The sequence below is a fragment of the Neobacillus paridis genome (genome assembly GCF_016765675.1).
GTDB classification, from domain to species: Bacteria; Bacillota; Bacilli; order Bacillales; family Cytobacillaceae; genus Neobacillus; species Neobacillus paridis.
Map to the genome: position 1 here is coordinate 1 of NZ_JAESWB010000181.1, position 14,178 is coordinate 14,178.

Consider the following 14,178-nt stretch of genomic DNA (forward strand, 5'->3'; position numbering starts at 1 on the left):
TTTCATGTATTTAGCTTAGAACACTACCGCGCTTTCGCTTGGTGGCCCCTTTATTTGGTGAGCGATCTGACAATCCCTCACCAAATGAAGGGGTTAAATTTTGCCCACATTAATTTTACTCATACAAGCACAAGCGCCTCGGAATTTCTACGAAACTCAAAAAAGCTCGTTCCTGGCTGATATTTGAGGAACTACATCGAAAAAAATCGGCCCACTACTACTAGTTAGGCCGATTCTGGAAGCTAATATTCGGGATAAAGCGGAAACTTGTTAGTTAACGTATTAACACGTTTACGCGCCTCAGCAAGTTTTGCCTCATCTTCATGGTTTTTCAATGTGAAAGCAATAATGGATGCAATTTCATCCATTTCCGCAAAACCAAATCCACGCGTTGTTACTGCTGCCGTACCGATGCGAATTCCGCTGGTTACAAACGGGCTTTGGCTGTCAAATGGAATCGTGTTTTTATTGACCGTAATGCCAATTTCATCAAGGACATGCTCAGCGGTCTTACCAGTTAAGCCAATTTTCGAAACATCCACTAGCAGCAGGTGATTGTCCGTGCCACCGGATACGAGGGTCAAGCCTTCTTTTTGCAGGCTTTCCGCCAAGCGCTTAGCATTGGCCACAATGTTTTTGGCATATTCTTTAAAGCTGTCCTGCAGCGCCTCGCCAAAGGCAACCGCTTTTGCAGCGATAACATGCATTAATGGACCGCCCTGAATTCCCGGAAAGATTGATTTATCAATCTTCTTACCAAATTCTTCTTTACAGAGAATCATCCCGCCGCGTGGTCCGCGAAGTGTTTTATGAGTGGTCGTGGTGACAAAGTCGGCATATGGAACCGGGTTTTGATGCAAACCTGCAGCAACAAGACCGGCAATGTGAGCCATATCGACCATCAAATAAGCACCGACTTCATCGGCAATCTCGCGAAACTTAGCAAAGTCAATTTCCCTCGGGTACGCGCTGGCACCGGCGACAATCAGCTTTGGCTTGTGCTCGAGAGCTTTGGCGCGAACATCCTCATAATCGATACGATGTGTTTTTTCATCGACACCATATTCAACAAAGTTATATTGAATACCACTGAAGTTAACCGGACTGCCATGGGTTAAGTGACCGCCATGCGACAAGTTCATCCCAAGAACGGTATCACCATGCTCAAGCACCGTAAAGTAGACGGCCATATTTGCCTGAGCTCCTGAGTGCGGCTGCACATTCACATATTCCGCAGCGAAAATTTGCTTCGCCCGGTCACGAGCCAAATTTTCTACAATATCAACGTTTTCACAGCCGCCATAATAACGGCGTCCCGGGTATCCTTCCGCGTATTTATTCGTTAAAACAGATCCTTGCGCCTCCATCACGGCTTCGCTGACAAAGTTTTCCGAGGCGATTAATTCAATTTTCGCACGCTGACGGCCCAGTTCCAGCTGGATCGCTTGGAAAACCTGCTCGTCCGCTTGGGACAAATGCTTCATAATGACAAACCCCCTTGATTATGTAAAAAGCAAAACAGTGTGAAAATTCCTTCTTCATTGTAACATGTTTTTTTTTAAAAGAAAGGTATAACCAGGGGAATTTTAACTGCAGCTGGAATTTTCTTGTTTCCGCTCATAAACGGCTCTGGCACCGCCAATCAGCTTTGGCCGCGTTTTTGCCAATGTCACTAGGGCGCTGCCAACCGTCTTCTGCGTCACCCGAATCGGCACAGCAACATGTTTTAGATGCATGCCAATTAAGGTTTGACCGATATCAATGCCCGCTTCTGCCCTGACAAATTCAACGACAACAGGATCGTCCAAGTGATCAAACGCATAGGTTGCCATGGCCCCGCCAGCTTTTCGGACGGGAATGACGGATACCGCCTCAAACCCTCGGCGGGCGGCAACAGTCCGTTCAACGACCAGCGAACGGTTCAAATGTTCACAGCATTGGAATGCCAGGTCAATGCCTGTTTTCTCCTGCAGTTTCTTCAATGTTTGAAAAATCATTTCGGCCACTTCGAAGGTTCCGGCCGTTCCGATTCGCTGACCGACGACCTCGCTGGTACTGCAGCCTACGACGAGGAGTTCACCCGGTTTAAGTGCTGCCTGCTCGTTAAATTCAGTTAAAATCGTTGCCAACTGTTTTTCCCATTCGTGAATCATCCTGGTCGTCCTTTCTCATGAATTTATAGATGTTTTTCTTCGTATGCGGAAATTTTACCAACGCGACCCGCGTGGCGGCCGCCTTCAAACTTCCCGGTCAGCCAGACTTGCGCAATTTCCCGTGCCAGCCCGGGTCCGATGACGCGCTCCCCCATCGCGAGAATGTTGCTATCATTATGGGCCCGTGTTGCCTTAGCGCTGAACGTATCATGACAAAGAGCGCAGCGGATGCCTTTCACCTTATTGGCCGCGATGGACATGCCAATCCCCGTTCCGCAAATTAAAATACCGCGATCAAACTCGCCGCTGGCCACCTTTTCGGCAACCGGTAGAGCATAGTCCGGATAATCGACCGAGCCCTCGCAGTCACAGCCAAAGTCCACATATTCAATCTTTAATTCGTCCAGCAAGCTGGCGATTTCCTTGCGGATATGGATCCCGCCATGATCAGATGCTATAGCTACTCTCATGTCAAATTCCTCCTAAATCGTTTATCTGTCTTCATTTTGACATACAGCTTGGAAAAGTTAAAGTAATCGAAGCCGATTTAGGAAAATTAATGTATCACTTCGCGGAGAGGTTGCGGCCCCTTTTTTCTATGAAAAATAAAAGCCCTCACTTTAGCGGAGAGCTTATGGTTCTGCTGTTATTTTTTCAATCATTTGATCAATTAGTCTTTCCAGCTCGTGGAATGTTTTCTCGTACTGCTCCAAGTCGCCGCCGTAGGGATCGGTGACGTCGAGGTTGGTTGCTTCACCGGAATATTCCTTTAGTGTAAATACTTTTTCTGCGGCTTGTGGGTATTGCTGCTGGATTGAACGCTTATGAGCGTCAGTCATCGTTATGATGAGGTCGGCCCAGTCGACCTCTGCGCCTGTTAACATCTGTGAGCGATGCTGGTAAGAAAGCTTGTTGTCCTTTAGTACCTGTTTGGCGTGTGCTGAAGCATCGCCGCCATTGGCCGCAAAGATACCCGCAGATTTGACTTCGACTCCGTCAATGTTCCGATGTTTCAGGATCGCCGCCGCCATCGGGCTCCTGCATGTATTGCCGGTACAGACAAACAAAATGTGCCGCATAATGGTTGCCCCTTTCAGAATTATGTCGTTCATTATATTTTACCATAATGCTTGTCTTGTAAAAAATGTCTTTCCGGTTACCAGAACGTGCTCAGCAGTTTGATTCCGAAGGCCAGGAGAATCGATCCGCCCAACGCCTCACTATATGTACCAATCCAGCTCCTTACTTTTTTTCCCAGCAACAGACCCGCCCAGGTTTGCATAGTGGCCAAGATCCCAAAGATTAAAAGGACCAGGACCGTTTTCGCACCGTAAATTCCCAATGTCAGGCCGACGGAGAAACTATCGAGGCTGACGCTAAAGGCAAATAACAAAAGACCGGCACCCGCCGGCGTAATCGCACTCACCGCTTCTTTTTGGAAGCTTGACCAAATCATTTGCACTCCTAATAGGATCAGCAGCAAGCCCCCGATCCATGAAGCAAGCGCACCGAAATTTTCCGATAGCAATTTTCCGGCAAGGATGCCGGCCAGTGGCATGATGACATGGAACAAGCCAATCACCAGGCCGATTTCAAAAATTTTCCGCAGCCGCAGTTTATACATCCCCATCCCAAGTCCAACTGAGAAGGCATCCATTCCTAGTGCTGCTGCCATGATGGTTAGCGTTATGATTTCTCCCACAAATTCTGTCATTCGTGCTCCGCCCCCTTGGACTAACTATTTCAGCATATGCACGTCCATCAGGATTTAGAAGGCAGAAATAGTGGGGGAGTAGGTTTTTCAATCAACTGAAAACTCGCCGATTGGCGAGCCTTTAAGGCGGTTCATGAGGCGTAGTTACACTTATGCCGGATAAGAAAGTTTTTATACTTTCCTATCTGGCCAAGAAAAAACACCAGTCTGCCCGCTGGTGTTTACTCCTTAATGATTTTGTTTCCGGCTGCTTTTTGCAGGCGGTTCATGATGGCGAGCCCAACGCCTGTGGTCGGGAACATTTCGCTAAAAATAATATCTACACCCGCTTGATTAAACTTCCTCAGGGTGTCATAAAGCGACGCCGCCACCGTCCCCAGCTCCGCTCTTCGGCCGCAGGCAAGAACCTCTTCGGCGGAGAATTCAGCGGTAAATTCCTCGGTTGTCAACACCCCAACCCGTAAACCTTCCCGTCGTTTTTCATCCACTAATCGTTGCAAAAATGCTCTGGTGCCTGACACCAAATAGAGCGGGGCATTCGGCGCGTAGTGGCGGTATTTCATTCCCGGGGCTTTCGGCCGGGCTGTTCCTTCAGCTTTTGTCAGGGCCGGATCGATGCGAACCTCCCCAATTACCGCCTCCAGCTGTTCTTTCGTGACCCCGCCCGGCCTGAGAATGACTGGTATTCCCTCGGAGCAGTCTACCACCGTCGACTCCACACCGACTCCGGTTGGACCGGCATCAAGGACACCGGCTATTTTTCCATTAAGGTCGTCGATCACATGAGCGGCTGTTGTCGGACTGGGCTTCCCTGAACTGTTAGCACTCGGTGCGGCAATTGGCAGTCCACAGCGGCGAAATAACGCCAATGCCACCGGATGATCCGGCATTCTAACGGCAACACTTTCGAGTCCTGCTGTCGCTTTCTCTGACAGAACACCTGGTTTCTTTTTAAAAATAATCGTCAGCGGTCCCGGCCAGAAGCTGTCCATCAACCGTTCGGCGGTTGCTGGCACTTCGGCAACAAATTGATCCAGCTGAGCCCGATCAGCAATGTGGATAATTAACGGATTATCCCCCGGCCGGCCTTTTGCAGCATAAATTTTCTCCACAGCCTCATCGCTTTCGGCATTGCCTCCAAGTCCGTAAACGGTCTCCGTCGGCAGCGCAACAACTTCATTATCCCGCAAAAAATGAGCAGCATCCACAATATGTGGATTACTTTCTAATTTGTCCACATACTTATCCACTTTCCAAACCTTTGTTTCCATCATTGTTCCACCTTTATGAGTCTGTATGGCCCTTATCGAAATTTGACGAATCTAGGCACTTTGACACATATTTTTCTCTTAATACGTCTGAAAGTATAAAAGAAGGTGGGCATAAATACAAGTTTTTATCCACAAATTGTGTATAAGTCCTATGAAAAAGTGGATAACTATGGTGAAATATCCACAAACTTATAATGAAAGTTTTAAAAATAGTGAGTTATCCACATTTAAAACATGTCGAATGTGTTCTGAGTGATCAAACTCCTGCGGCAGCTCCTCTCGTTCGACACGTTTAAAACCTAGCAATTCAAAGAACGCTACTGTTGCTGCTTTATTTGTTGCAAGAAATATGCGGTCGATTCCTTTTTCGATTGCCAACTGAACCATTTTGTCTAATAGGTCGATGATTTCCTCTTCCACATGTCCCGGTGAAACGACCAGCGACCGCAATAGCCCGATACCTTGAATAACTTCGATTCCAAGCGTGCCGCTAATCTCCTCATTATCATTCTCCTTGATAAAAAAGGAGGCAATCGTTTCCGCAGTGAGTCCCTCCGTCCCTAGATTCGCCCGCCTAAGAAACTGTTGTACTCGTTCCAAATCTTCTATTTCTGCCTTTCGTATTATCCCTGGCATCTTCATCCACCCCATTTTTTCAATTCTATTCTATGAATATGAAAAAAGAGACAAAATAGAACGGCAAATCTAGTAATTTATCTAATGAACAGAAGAAAGGGTGAAGTGGGAAAATGAAGGTTTAAACTTGTGTTGGATTTTACCCGTCTAGTTTTTCGATTTACCCGCCAGATTTTTGGTTTTACCCGTCTAATTTGTGATTTTACCTGCCCAATTTTACGATTTACCCGTCTAAAAATTACTTTTACCCGTCAACTGTAGCAAATCATCCATACTGGTTCTTAAAAAATCTTTTTCCATAACTCGGCTACGAAAAATTTTACTTTCACTGGCTGCTCATCGTCTTTCGTGTACACTGGAGCTTTTTTAGCCGTGGTATCCGTCTTCTTTTGTTTTTTAGAATCTGTCTTCTTATCGTTATGATTAGACTTTTCCTCTGCTGCTTTTTCCTCGTTATGACCGGGCTTTTCCTTCGCTTTTGATTCTGTCTGATCCTGGGATTCTTCAGCGACGTGGTTTTTCCCGTCGTCTTTGACAGCTTGCTCCGTTGTTTTAGCTATCTTATTTTTTCCATCATCCTTTGTCACTGCAGCTTCCTTTTCTTCAAACCCATCACTGCTGACGGCAACTCCATTGGAAAAGTCAAGGAAACATAATGGCGGATAGAGGACGCACCACCAATTGGCGCCTTCACCTTTGCCTAAAGTGATTAAGATGGCTTGATATTTCCCTGCGGGGTATAAAAATTGTCCATATAGCTTGGTAGGAAACTGAACCTTGCGAAACTCGACTTTGACCGACTGGTGCGATCCTTGTTCTTTAACCGTTTTTTCGGCAATGGCTTGAATCTCTGGCAATTTAGCCTTGATAACCTTGCGCGCCTTTTCCATGGAAGTCAGATCCTTGACCCAAAGCTCGACTTTGGCATTGACGGCATCGCGGACTTTCCGCTTAATTCTTTGGTCTTCCTCAAAGTCGCTGTTGGCGAGAATCCTGAGGCGAATCGCTTCCCCCGGAATCACAATGGATTCCTTCGCGACCGCTTCGGTTTTTGGTATATATAAATTTAGCACCGTGGCTAACGACAAAACACATAAATATCCCCAAACTAATAATTTACTCCTCATCTTTGGCACCGTCCCTTCCCTATCAACATTGTGGACAAAATGCCAGAATCTTAAACTAGTAATTTTTAAAAATCTAGTTTTTTCAAAATTAGGAAAAGCCATCGGCAATCGCCTTCACAATAGAAGCCACAGTAACCAAGGCCAACCCAGGATGAATGCTGTTTTTTTATAAATGAATACGCGCCGAGTGGCGAGTTCGTTAGGGCGGTTCATGAGGCGTTGTTGAATTGCTGCGACATAGAAGAGATTGGGAAATTTCCCAGCAACCAAAAAAGGCCTCAGAGTGCTAAGCTCCGAAGCCGATTTCAGCAAACACCATTCGATCCTTGCTGTTAATATCATGAACAACCTCGACAAAGGCGCCGGGGAATGTCGTTCGCAACATTTCGGCCACAACGTCGCCCTGTCCGGCGCCAATTTCAAAGCAGACGAGCGCTTTTGGAGCGAGCACCTGCGGCAGCTCCACCATAAAGCGGCGGTAAAAGTCAAGCCCGTCTTTTCCGGCAAACAGGGCATTGTGCGGCTCATGCTCCGTGACCACCTCTGACATCCATTCCATATCACGAAGCGGAATATACGGCGGATTCGACAGTACGACATCAAGCCGCTCACCACGCTCGATAAACGGCGCAAGCAAATCCCCCTGCAAAAACTCCACATCCGCCCCCAACCTTGCTGCATTCTCCCGCGCCACCGCCAGCGCCTCCGTAGAAATATCGGTGCCTGACACCCTTCGTGGACATTTGTCCGCCCCAGGTGGACAGTTTGCTTCGGACTCCAGTTTCATCGTGATAGCGATGGCCCCTGAGCCTGTGCCAATGTCGGCTATTGTAAGCTCTTTGTTTGTGGTAGTATCGAACAGCCGCCCGATTCGTTGCAGGGCGCCATAGACGAGCTCTTCCGTTTCCGGTCGTGGAATCAGGACAGCGGGATTGACGAGGAAAGTGCGACCGTAAAATTCCTCGGAGCCAATGATGTATTGCACCGGGACCCCTTGAACATGCTTTTCCACCGCAGCAGCAAATTGCGCCCATACTTCACCTGTCAAATCTTCTCTCATATTGGCAAACAGCTGCGTCCGGGACATCCCGCTGAAGTGCCTGAGCAGCAATTCCCCGGCATTGGCATCGCGACCGGCCGCCAATAAAAAAGAAGAAGCCCATTTCAGAGCTTCAAATACCTTTTTACTCATTGGAGGCATTTTCCAATCGTTTCGCTTGGTCATCAAGGATGAGCGCTTCAATAATTTCATCGAGCTTGCCTTCGATGATCTGATCAAGCTTTTGAATCGTTAAGCCAATCCGGTGGTCGGTGACGCGGTTTTGTGGGTAATTATAGGTCCGAATCCGCTCCGAACGGTCGCCGGTACCAACTGCTGATTTCCGCACTTGATCGTATTCCGCCTGGGCTTCTTGCTGGAATTTATCGTAAATCCGCGCGCGCAGGATTTTCATCGCTTTATCGCGGTTTTTATGCTGCGAGCGCTCATCCTGGCTGGTGGCGACAATTCCGGTCGGTATATGGGTTAAGCGCACCGCAGACATCGTGGTGTTTACGCTCTGTCCGCCGGCACCGCTGGATGCAAATGTATCAAAACGAATATCCTTTTCATTAATCTCGATATCGAATTCTTCGACCTCCGGCAGAGCCGCCACGGTGGCCGTCGATGTGTGAATCCGGCCGCCAGATTCTGTTTCCGGGACACGCTGAACGCGGTGAGCACCATTTTCAAACTTCAAATGGGAGTAGGCCCCAGTTCCGTTGATCATAAAAATAATCTCTTTGAAGCCGCCCAAGCCGGTTTCATTTGCATCAATTACTTCTGTCTTCCAGCCTTGGGACTCAGCATAACGGCAGTACATGCGGTAAAGCGTACCGGCAAACAGCGCTGCCTCTTCTCCCCCGGCAGCACCGCGGATTTCCATAATGACGTTTTTGTCATCATTCGGGTCTTTGGGAATCAGCAGGATTTTCAAGCGTTCCTCTAATTGAGCGATTTTTGACTCCAGTTCGCTTACTTCCTCTTTTACCATTTCCCGCATTTCAGCATCAAGCTTCTCGTCCAGCATGGCCTTGGCATCCTGAAGCTGAGATTTGGCCTCTTTATATTGCCGATAGGTTTGCACCGTTTCTTGAATATCGGCCTGTTCTTTTGAATATTCCCGCAGCTTTTTAGCATCATTGATAATTTCCGGATCGCTTAAAAGCTCATTCAATCGCTCATAGCGATCTTCCACAGATTGGAGACGATCAAACACTTTATTCACCTCGATAATTAGTCTGCATCTATATAAAAATTTTGTTCGTTTTTTAAGCCATAACATTCTAATTATAGTATAGGAAAAAACGCAGGTCAAAACCAAAATCATTTTTAAAAGCCATTTAGGAAAAAATATTAAATGAAAACTTGTCGACTGGCGATTCCTTAAGGACGGTTCATGAGGCGCAGTGAATTGATGCGGCATAGGAAAGAATACAATTCGGAAAAATTGTATTCTTTTCTATTAGTCCACCATACAGCGCAAAATCAGCGAGGCACCACAAAAAATAGTTATACTTACACGGTAGCTAAAAAACCCACAGCCTAAAAGACTGTGGAAGACTAAAGTGACCATAAAAAACATGCCCTGATTTCAGAGCATGCTATCTTCTATCTTCATTTACCCGGACTTCGATATGGTATCGCGGCAGGGCTTTGACCAGTTTTTTATGAAGGCGGGCTTCGGCGGCAATTTTCCCGCGATCGGACAACATTCCTTTTTTATAAACAGACACCCACAACCGGTCGCCATTAATCCAGATAGAATCGGGGACGAACTCATCGGTTGCGGCAATCACAGCCTTCGCTTTGTTAAGATCATTGCCCTGATTACCGGCACCTGCTTCACCGCCGCTGCCGGTTCGGTCCAAATCAAGAAAATTCGGGTTTTGGTTGGTGATGTCGTTTTCGACCAGGTGCCGCTCGTCCTTGCCGCGGTTGGCGACGAAATCCGGGTTATGATTTCGGGCTTCGGAGCGGTTTGACATATAATTGGGCGGACTGTTATCTTTGCGCAAATCGTAGGCGGTATCATCGGCACTGCGATTGGCGTTTTGACATCCAGCTGTGAACATTAACAGCATGATGAACATAGGAAACAGCCATTTTTTCATGTTGTACACCTCCCATTGCTATTATCTTGCCCTAGTCACGGCTGGAACTGTACATGTGAATTGTTTCCAACAGGATGGTTAAGTTGGCAACGGGAGGCCTTTATTGGTTGTCGCAGTTTGAAGGTGGTTACCGACGGATTTTGAGACTTTACCGGTACCTTTCCCCCTTTTACCATCCAATTTGCAGCGAATACTGGCAAAACCCCTTTAGTGGATCTAAAAATCGGCATAAAATCCGTGATAATCCGTATAAAAAAACTGCCCAAGACACATATCTTGGACAGTTTTTTTCGCAAATAAATCAGACACCTGAACCGGCGGCGTCTGCACTCGCTTCGTAAACTGCGGTTTTCGGCACTTCGTGGTGATGACGGCAGCGTGGTTCATATTTTTCAGCGGCTCCCACTAAGATAACCGGATCATGGTAGGATGCCGGACGGCCGTTAATCAGCCGTTGTGTCCGACTGGCGGGCGAACCGCAAACAGCACAAACGGCCTGCAGCTTGGTAACTGACTCGGCAATCGCCATTAGCATCGGCATCGAGCCGAATGGCTCGCCGCGGAAATCCTGATCAAGCCCGGCAATGATCACCCGATGACCACGATCTGCCAGCTGCTGCACGACGCGGACAATGCCTTCATCAAAAAACTGAACCTCATCGATCGCAATGATGTCCATATCAGCCTCGACATGGTGTAAAATTTCGATAGAATGGGAAATTGGCTTCGCATGAAAGGAAGAACCATTATGGGATACAACGGATTGTTCGCTATAGCGATTATCAATTTTTGGTTTAAATACAGCAATTTTTTGTTTGGCAAATTGCGCACGGCGAACACGGCGAATCAATTCCTCCGATTTTCCAGAAAACATACTGCCACAGATAACCTCAACCCAGCCACTTTGCTTCATCACATACATAAATGGCGTCTCCTTCCTGTTACGAACCCTAATCTTAAATTTCATTTTAGTGAACAATAGTTTTTCCAATAAAAAACAGGCAAGTCAAATTTCTTCTTGCCTGTTTTTTTGCATCATTACTTTTGCTTAAGGCCATATCTCTTGTTGAAGCGATCAACACGTCCGCCAGCTTCTGCGAATTTTTGACGACCTGTATAGAACGGATGGCACTCAGAGCAAGTTTCAACACGGATGGATTCTTTTACTGATCCGCTTTCGAAAGTGTTGCCGCAAGCGCAAGTCACCATTACTTTTTTATAATTAGGATGAATTCCTGCTTTCATTCTTTTCATCTCCTTCCGCCCTGAATCATTCTGAAACAGAGTTATCGAACAACGTGCTTGTCTAAAACAGGCACTTAAGTGACTATAAACACACTGATGCTATTATACCAACGCATTACCACTTTTGCAAGCTGGGATTTTTAGGTACAGCAATTATTTTTTTAAAAGATGAACCAGTTCCGGTGTGAAAAACAGGCTTACGAGCGACGTGCTTTGAGCTCCATATCCAATTGTTCAAAAAATTCCTGATTTGATTTTGTCTGCCGCAATTTTTTTAAGAAACGCTCGGCAAAATCCGGCGAATCGGACATCGACCTGCGAATGGCCCATAGTTTGTCCAAATGATCCTTTGGAATCAGCAATTCTTCTTTACGGGTACCGGAGCGGCGGATATCAATTGCCGGGAAGACGCGGCGTTCGGCAAGCGAACGGTCCAGATGCAGCTCCATATTGCCTGTCCCTTTAAATTCCTCATAAATAACGTCATCCATCCGTGAACCAGTGTCAACAAGAGCTGTTGCTAAAATCGTCAAGCTGCCGCCTTCTTCGATGTTCCGGGCTGCCCCGAAAAACCGCTTCGGACGGTGGAAGGCTGCTGGGTCGATACCACCGGAAAGGGTCCGGCCGCTTGGCGGAATCACTAAGTTATAGGCACGGGCAAGACGGGTAATACTATCCATGAGAATGACGACATCGCGTTTATGCTCGACCAGACGCATCGCCCGATCAAGTACCAATTCGGCAACTTTGATATGATTTTCCGGTACTTCATCAAACGTCGAGCTGACGACATCGCCAGCAACGGAGCGCTCAATATCGGTGACCTCCTCCGGACGTTCATCGATCAATAGGACGATTAATTCCACTTCCGGATGGTTGGTCGTAATGCTGTTGGCAATTTCCTTCAGCAACATCGTTTTACCGGCTTTTGGCGGGGCCACAATTAAGCCGCGCTGGCCAAACCCGACCGGGGCCACCAAATCCATGATTCTCGTGGAAAGATTTTTTTGCGATGTTTCCAGACGCATCATTCGGTTTGGATATAACGGTGTTAACGCCGGAAAATAGACGCGTTCTTTGGCAGATTCCGGATCCTCGCCGTTAACCGCTTCAACGTGCAGCAAGCCAAAATAACGTTCATTTTCCTTCGGCGGACGTACCTTTCCGGACACTTTGTCGCCGTTGCGAAGATCAAAGCGGCGGATCTGCGAGGCAGAAATATAAATGTCCTCCGAACTTGGCGAATAATTAATCGGACGCAGAAAACCGAACCCTTCCGATTGGATGATTTCCAGGACGCCTTCCATGAAGAAATACCCCTGTTGTTCAGCACGAGATTTTAAAATCGCGAATATTAGTTCTTTTTTCGTTAGCTTGCTGTAATAGGTCACCTTATATTCGCGGGCCAGCTCGTAAAGCTCCTTCAGCTTCATATTTTCTAAACTTGAAATTGTTAAATCCATGTGTACACCACGCTTTTAAATTTTTCCGTCCTTACCGCAAAAGAGCGGGAGATGGTTTTATTAAAAAAAGAGGAATTAGAATAGAAGTTAAAAATGAAATGAATAGATTTGCAGAAATTATGCATAATGTATAAAACAATTTCTATTTTACCCTCTTAGCTAATTATTAATCAACTATATTTTTGACAAAGCCAAAATCCTTTAATACTAAGGGTTCATCCCTTTGGCCGATGCGAACAGGCTTTATGTTAATCAATGGAATTTTTAGATCTGGAAGGAGTTCTCCCTGGGAGAAATCGGAGTCTATTATTTATTTTTAATCGGTGTCAGGCACCAAAATGGCTGCCTGACACCTAATCGTCTTAGAGCACTAAATTTGGTTTTTTCTTTAAGCTGTGGCGCCCTTCGATGAAGCGGACGGTTCCTGACTTAGCCCGCATGACGATAGAATGTGTCGAAGCGAAGGATGCTTTGAATTGGACACCGCGCAATAGTTCGCCGTCGGTTACACCAGTGGCGGCAAAAATGGCATCGTCGCCTTTCACCAGGTCTTCCATGCGCAATACTTTGTTGACATCCAAGCCCATTTTGTTGCAGCGTTCCAGTTCCGCATCATTTTGTGGGATTAGTTTGCCCATCAGTTCGCCACCAAGACATTTTAATGCGACGGCTGAAAGGACACCCTCTGGCGCGCCGCCAGTGCCGAATAAAATGTCAACACCGGTATTGTCAAACGCCGTGTTAATCGCTGCGGCGACATCACCGTCATTGATCAATTTAATCCTCGCACCGGCTTCACGAAGCTGGGCAATAATATGCTCATGACGCGGACGGTTTAAAACCGTGGCCACGACGTCTTCGATATCTTTATTTTTTGCCTTGGCAACAGCCTTTAAGTTATCCAGGATAGGGGCGTTAATATCCACCAGGCCTACCGCTTCCGGTCCAACAGCAATTTTTTCCATATACATATCCGGAGCATGCAGTAAATTCCCATGATCGGCAACGGCAAGAACAGCCAGGGCGTTCCAGCCGCCGGAGGCTAAAATATTGGTGCCTTCAAGCGGGTCTACGGCAACATCGACACGCGGTCCATAGCCGGTTCCCAGCTTTTCGCCAATATAGAGCATCGGGGCTTCATCCATTTCCCCTTCGCCAATTACAACCGTTCCTTTCATCGGCACCGTATCAAAGACATTCCGCATCGCCGTTGTTGCGGCATCATCGGCTTCGTCCTTTTTCCCCCGTCCCATCCAGCGTGCAGAGGCCAAAGCAGCCCCTTCCGTCACCCGGACTAGCTCCATCGTCAAACTTCTTTCCATCGCTTTTCCATCTCCCATTTTTTCTCTTTTCGTCAAAAAGAGGTTTGTTGAACATGCTCTGTCTATGTGTTTTTCTGAAGAAAGCGTTAGCAAT

Annotated in this window: 15 protein-coding genes; all 15 read right to left on the reverse strand. The window is 47.0% G+C overall.

Annotation, left to right across the window (positions count from 1 at the left end):
- Window positions 1-242 precede the first annotated feature (242 nt).
- The 15 genes from glyA to glpX all read right to left on the reverse strand — a co-directional run bounded on the left by glyA (window position 243) and on the right by glpX (window position 14,084).
- Window positions 243-1,484: a serine hydroxymethyltransferase gene (glyA, locus tag JK635_RS13065; protein WP_202654410.1), complete on the reverse strand. Its 1,242-nt coding sequence runs from the start codon at window positions 1,482-1,484 to the stop codon at window positions 243-245.
- Between the two features lie 102 nt (window positions 1,485-1,586).
- Entirely contained in the window at window positions 1,587-2,153 is a 567-nt protein-coding gene (locus JK635_RS13070; RefSeq protein ID WP_202654411.1) for a TIGR01440 family protein, read from the reverse strand.
- Window positions 2,154-2,176: 23 nt separating this feature from the next.
- Entirely contained in the window at window positions 2,177-2,623 is a 447-nt protein-coding gene (gene rpiB, locus JK635_RS13075) for a ribose 5-phosphate isomerase B (RefSeq protein WP_202654412.1), read from the reverse strand.
- A 162-nt stretch (window positions 2,624-2,785) separates the two neighbouring features.
- On the reverse strand, window positions 2,786-3,232 hold the full coding sequence (locus tag JK635_RS13080) for a low molecular weight protein arginine phosphatase (protein WP_202654413.1): 447 nt from the start codon (window positions 3,230-3,232) through the stop codon (window positions 2,786-2,788).
- A gap of 77 nt (window positions 3,233-3,309) precedes the next feature.
- Entirely contained in the window at window positions 3,310-3,867 is a 558-nt protein-coding gene (locus tag JK635_RS13085; protein ID WP_202654414.1) for a manganese efflux pump MntP, read from the reverse strand.
- Window positions 3,868-4,088: 221 nt separating this feature from the next.
- Window positions 4,089-5,138: an L-threonylcarbamoyladenylate synthase gene (locus JK635_RS13090; protein WP_202654643.1), complete on the reverse strand. Its 1,050-nt coding sequence runs from the start codon at window positions 5,136-5,138 to the stop codon at window positions 4,089-4,091.
- A gap of 189 nt (window positions 5,139-5,327) precedes the next feature.
- Window positions 5,328-5,774, reverse strand: a complete 447-nt coding sequence (locus tag JK635_RS13095) for a GNAT family N-acetyltransferase (protein WP_202654415.1) — start codon at window positions 5,772-5,774, stop codon at window positions 5,328-5,330.
- A 281-nt stretch (window positions 5,775-6,055) separates the two neighbouring features.
- Window positions 6,056-6,901: a stage II sporulation protein R gene (spoIIR, locus tag JK635_RS13100; RefSeq protein ID WP_202654416.1), complete on the reverse strand. Its 846-nt coding sequence runs from the start codon at window positions 6,899-6,901 to the stop codon at window positions 6,056-6,058.
- A 286-nt stretch (window positions 6,902-7,187) separates the two neighbouring features.
- Window positions 7,188-8,093, reverse strand: coding sequence for a peptide chain release factor N(5)-glutamine methyltransferase (gene prmC / locus JK635_RS13105; protein ID WP_202654644.1), 906 nt, complete (start codon window positions 8,091-8,093; stop codon window positions 7,188-7,190).
- Window positions 8,086-9,159 (reverse strand): peptide chain release factor 1, encoded by a 1,074-nt coding sequence (prfA, locus tag JK635_RS13110; protein WP_202654417.1) that lies wholly within the window; start codon window positions 9,157-9,159, stop codon window positions 8,086-8,088. Before prfA ends, prmC begins: the two co-directional genes overlap by 8 nt.
- 385 nt (window positions 9,160-9,544) lie before the next feature.
- A complete protein-coding gene (locus JK635_RS13115) occupies window positions 9,545-10,054 on the reverse strand; it encodes a hypothetical protein (protein ID WP_202654418.1) in 510 nt (169 codons plus the stop codon).
- Window positions 10,055-10,355: 301 nt separating this feature from the next.
- Window positions 10,356-10,976, reverse strand: coding sequence for a thymidine kinase (locus JK635_RS13120; RefSeq protein ID WP_202654419.1), 621 nt, complete (start codon window positions 10,974-10,976; stop codon window positions 10,356-10,358).
- A gap of 116 nt (window positions 10,977-11,092) precedes the next feature.
- Window positions 11,093-11,299, reverse strand: a complete 207-nt coding sequence (gene rpmE, locus JK635_RS13125; RefSeq protein WP_202654420.1) for a 50S ribosomal protein L31 — start codon at window positions 11,297-11,299, stop codon at window positions 11,093-11,095.
- 197 nt (window positions 11,300-11,496) lie between these two features.
- On the reverse strand, window positions 11,497-12,762 hold the full coding sequence (rho, locus tag JK635_RS13130; RefSeq protein WP_202654421.1) for a transcription termination factor Rho: 1,266 nt from the start codon (window positions 12,760-12,762) through the stop codon (window positions 11,497-11,499).
- A gap of 362 nt (window positions 12,763-13,124) precedes the next feature.
- Entirely contained in the window at window positions 13,125-14,084 is a 960-nt protein-coding gene (gene glpX / locus JK635_RS13135) for a class II fructose-bisphosphatase (protein ID WP_202654422.1), read from the reverse strand.
- Window positions 14,085-14,178 lie beyond the last annotated feature (94 nt).

Bases quoted from the DNA above. Each gene is read 5' to 3' on its own strand.
- glyA (WP_202654410.1), bottom strand. From the start codon at position 1,484: ATGAAGCATTTGTCCCAAGCGGACGAGCAGGTTTTCCAAGCGATCCAG.
- JK635_RS13070 (WP_202654411.1), bottom strand. From the start codon at position 2,153: ATGATTCACGAATGGGAAAAACAGTTGGCAACGATTTTAACTGAATTT.
- rpiB (WP_202654412.1), bottom strand. From the start codon at position 2,623: ATGAGAGTAGCTATAGCATCTGATCATGGCGGGATCCATATCCGCAAG.
- JK635_RS13080 (WP_202654413.1), bottom strand. From the start codon at position 3,232: ATGCGGCACATTTTGTTTGTCTGTACCGGCAATACATGCAGGAGCCCG.
- JK635_RS13085 (WP_202654414.1), bottom strand. From the start codon at position 3,867: ATGACAGAATTTGTGGGAGAAATCATAACGCTAACCATCATGGCAGCA.
- JK635_RS13090 (WP_202654643.1), bottom strand. From the start codon at position 5,138: ATGGAAACAAAGGTTTGGAAAGTGGATAAGTATGTGGACAAATTAGAA.
- JK635_RS13095 (WP_202654415.1), bottom strand. From the start codon at position 5,774: ATGCCAGGGATAATACGAAAGGCAGAAATAGAAGATTTGGAACGAGTA.
- spoIIR (WP_202654416.1), bottom strand. From the start codon at position 6,901: ATGAGGAGTAAATTATTAGTTTGGGGATATTTATGTGTTTTGTCGTTA.
- prmC (WP_202654644.1), bottom strand. From the start codon at position 8,093: ATGAGTAAAAAGGTATTTGAAGCTCTGAAATGGGCTTCTTCTTTTTTA.
- JK635_RS13115 (WP_202654418.1), bottom strand. From the start codon at position 10,054: ATGAAAAAATGGCTGTTTCCTATGTTCATCATGCTGTTAATGTTCACA.
- JK635_RS13120 (WP_202654419.1), bottom strand. From the start codon at position 10,976: ATGTATGTGATGAAGCAAAGTGGCTGGGTTGAGGTTATCTGTGGCAGT.
- rpmE (WP_202654420.1), bottom strand. From the start codon at position 11,299: ATGAAAGCAGGAATTCATCCTAATTATAAAAAAGTAATGGTGACTTGC.
- rho (WP_202654421.1), bottom strand. From the start codon at position 12,762: ATGGATTTAACAATTTCAAGTTTAGAAAATATGAAGCTGAAGGAGCTT.
- glpX (WP_202654422.1), bottom strand. From the start codon at position 14,084: ATGGAAAGAAGTTTGACGATGGAGCTAGTCCGGGTGACGGAAGGGGCT.